Source organism: Flavobacterium sp., from assembly GCF_035760125.1.
Taxonomy (GTDB): domain Bacteria; phylum Bacteroidota; class Bacteroidia; order Flavobacteriales; family Flavobacteriaceae; genus Flavobacterium.
The window spans coordinates 1-3,228 of record NZ_DASTTN010000281.1; the positions used below are offsets into that span (position 1 = coordinate 1).

A 3,228-nucleotide genomic window follows, 5' to 3' on the forward strand; every position below is an offset into this window, starting at 1 on the left:
TATAGGATAATCCAGTAGCGATTTTCCAGCCTTGAACAGTGTTGAAATTAACCCCTGTTAGTATTCCATCATAATTGGCGGACCATTTTTGAAAGGAATTTTTATAGTTATAGCCAGTAATAATATCAAAAACACGGAATTTATTATTCTTTTTGTCTATAGAATCGAGATATGTTTGTGATTTCTTTTTGGTTTGTAGAATGTCTTTCTTTGTATAATCGGTGCTTTCTTCAATGGTTAAAGGAATTGGACGAATGGTATTCCAGTATTCATCTTCTTTCTTGTTTGCATTTTTTTCAAAAGTCAATACTTCTTTCGTGAACGTTTTTTTTGTAAATGTTGGCTCAAATTCAAAATTGGAAAAGACATAGGTAAATTTTCCCGAAACATTAATGCCTAACATTCCAAAAACAAAGTCTATAGTTTGGGTGTTTTTGACCCAAATTTTGGAGTCTGAATTGTAACTGAAGTTTTGTTTTAAAGTTAATAAGTTTAATGCAGGATTTTGCATTTGCTCTCCCTTAATGTTAACATCAACGGCATAAATTGCCCAACTGTCATCTACGATATAAATGTAGCCTTCCATAACCGGTTCCGATTCTCTTTTTGGTGTGACTTTTATTTTATTGATTTGTTGGTTTTTTTCATTGTAAAAGGAACCTTCCAGTTTGTATTTATAGTAGTTAAAAGCATTGTCAGCAATTGGGGAAACTACATTTACATCAAAAGCTAAGTAATTATCATAAAAATCAAAATTGGCTGATGCAGCGTTATTAAAGCTGAATCCACTATCGTTGCCGCTTACTTTGGAGGCTATAATAGTCTCCTTCATTTTGTCAGGTTTCTGAAAAGAAATTTTTGAAACCGTTTCCGATAAATAAAGGATTCCGCTTCGGGTGGAATCAAGAACTTCATCAAACATGTCTAATTTCTTTCCTAGAATCTTTTTCGGAGCATCTTTGATTCGAAAAATACCACGAGAATAAAAATCGGCTTTGTATTTAGCTGTTTTTTCAATGTTTGCTTTTTTATTGGCAATGGCATTTTTTATAATTTGATTGGCAGGATTGTCCTTGGGATTGATTATAACCTCATTTAAAGTAAAACTTTCCTCTGTTAATTTCACATCCAAATTATGGGGAAAAGAGGTAATGTCTAAAGCTAGTTTTTGAGTTTTGAATCCTAAAAATTGAAACACAATGGTGTGTTTACCTAACTTTTTTGTGTTTAATTCATAAAAGCCTTGCTCGTTGGAAGTTGTTCCGTTATAGGTGTTGTCTTCGTAAATGGTAACGGATGGCAGAGGATTTCCTTTTTCGTCGGTTATTTTGCCTTTAATTTGGGCAAAAACAAAAAGACCGGTAACTAGAAAAAGAAACAAAAAAGCGTTTTTCATAATTAGAATTTTAATGTTTGACGCTTTTTTGTAAGATTGTTACATGTAAATAGGAGTGGTTTATTGTAAAGATTTGTTAAAAAAATATTATAAAAATGACTGAATTGCCAAATCATAACTTTTTAAACCAAAGCCTAAAATTACTCCCTTGGCATTCCCGGAAATATAAGATTGATGTCTGAAACTTTCACGGGCATAAGTGTTTGAAATATGAACTTCGATTACTGGAGTGGTTACAGCTTTGATAGCATCGCCAATTCCTATGGAAGTATGTGTATAAGCGCCAGCATTAAGGATAATACCGTCATAAGTAAAGCCCAATTCTTGTATTTTACCAATTAGTTCTCCTTCGATATTGCTTTGGTAGTAGGTCAATTCTATCTGGGGAAACTTGTTTTTTAAAAGTTCAAAATAATCTTCGAATGTTTGAGTTCCATAAACTTCAGGTTCTCTTTTTCCTAATAAATTTAAATTCGGACCATTAAGGATGGCTATTTTCATAATTTTTGTTTTTGTAAAAATAAATAATCCCTATAGATTAAAGATGTACTTTTTGTCAAAAATCCATTGTTTTTTCAAATTAAACGGATTGTTATGTTTTTGTTAGGAAAAAAGTCGCTTTTTGAATTTTATTGAATGATTTGTTCTTTTTATTTTGTTGTAATCTATTTTTGTATAATGGTTTACGTTTTTTGTTGAGTTTTAATGAATAGAATTTTGTGAGGTTGTTTTAATATTAAATTAAGTTTTAGTTGATAAATACTAGTTGTTTTTTCGTACATTTATAGATGTATTAACAAACAAAACAAAAAAATATGAAAAAAATTATTTTATTATTAGTGACAGTTTTTGCTTTTAGTTTTGCAAATGCTCAAGAGTCGGGAATGCCTAAAGCTACTTTTTCAAAAGGGGATATGTGGCTTGAGGGCGGAATTACTTTAACTACTGGAGACAGCAGTGACGATTATTTTGCGTTAACACCTAAATTTGGTTATTTTTTGGATGAAAAATGGGCCGTAGGTGGTGATTTTAATATCTCATCGGTATCTTATTTGCCTAACAGTAACAATCTTGACAAATCAAATTCGTATGGAATTGGTGTATTTGCAAGATATTATTTCTTGAATCTGGGAAATTTCAAGGCATTTGGAGAAGCTGGATTGGGTTACAATCACACAAAATTAGAATATATAAATGGTAGTACTAATACTAATAATGGTATTAAAGCTAATATTGATTTGGGAATCAATTATTTTTTCACTCCAAAATGGGCTGCAACATTTACGCTAGCTGAAATTTTAAGCTATAATAATGCAAACCCTGAAAATGGTTCAAGTACTAGTGACTTAATGATTAATGTGAATTTATTCAACAATGTTTTTGCTCAGCCAAAATTTGGACTGTTATATAAATGGTAGTTTAATTATTTCGATTTATCAAAACCTCTCGATTCGAGAGGTTTTTTTTTATAAGCAAAAGGTTCTTGTTTTATTCTAATAATTGATTCAATTTGAAAAAAAAGGTTTTTAAAATTATTATTAATTTTTTATTGTTGTAAAAACAATGTTGTTGATTGTCAAAAGGTTAGCGTGGCTATTGTGATTGATATGAAAAATAGTGTTATTTTTTCGTTAAAGAAAAAAATAACACTATTTTTACCGAAAATAACTATTATAATTTAAAAAAAAATGAAAAAATTTTTTTTATCAGCAGTTGCTGTGTTGATATTTGGGTTTGCAAATGCACAAAAGGCCCAATTTGGTTTAAAAGGAGGTATTAATGTCGCTAGCCAGAATTATTCGGGAGAAGGTGCTCCGAGTCCTTCCTCGCTA

General features: G+C 30.5%; 3 protein-coding genes. 1 reads left to right on the forward strand and 2 read right to left on the reverse strand.

Features of this window, described 5'->3' with window-relative positions; genetic code table 11:
- Positions 1-1,396 (reverse strand): DUF5686 and carboxypeptidase regulatory-like domain-containing protein (locus VFS71_RS10190; protein WP_326401092.1); only part of this gene is annotated, 1,396 nt, incomplete at its 3' end.
- Positions 1,397-1,483: 87 nt separating this feature from the next.
- A complete protein-coding gene (aroQ, locus tag VFS71_RS10195) occupies positions 1,484-1,897 on the reverse strand; it encodes a type II 3-dehydroquinate dehydratase (RefSeq protein ID WP_326401093.1) in 414 nt (137 codons plus the stop codon).
- Between the two features lie 314 nt (positions 1,898-2,211).
- Between aroQ and VFS71_RS10200 the strand changes: the two genes are divergently transcribed.
- A complete protein-coding gene (locus tag VFS71_RS10200; protein WP_326401094.1) occupies positions 2,212-2,814 on the forward strand; it encodes an outer membrane beta-barrel protein in 603 nt (200 codons plus the stop codon).
- Positions 2,815-3,228 lie beyond the last annotated feature (414 nt).

Bases quoted from the DNA above. Each gene is read 5' to 3' on its own strand.
- aroQ (WP_326401093.1), bottom strand. From the start codon at position 1,897: ATGAAAATAGCCATCCTTAATGGTCCGAATTTAAATTTATTAGGAAAA.
- VFS71_RS10200 (WP_326401094.1), top strand. From the start codon at position 2,212: ATGAAAAAAATTATTTTATTATTAGTGACAGTTTTTGCTTTTAGTTTT.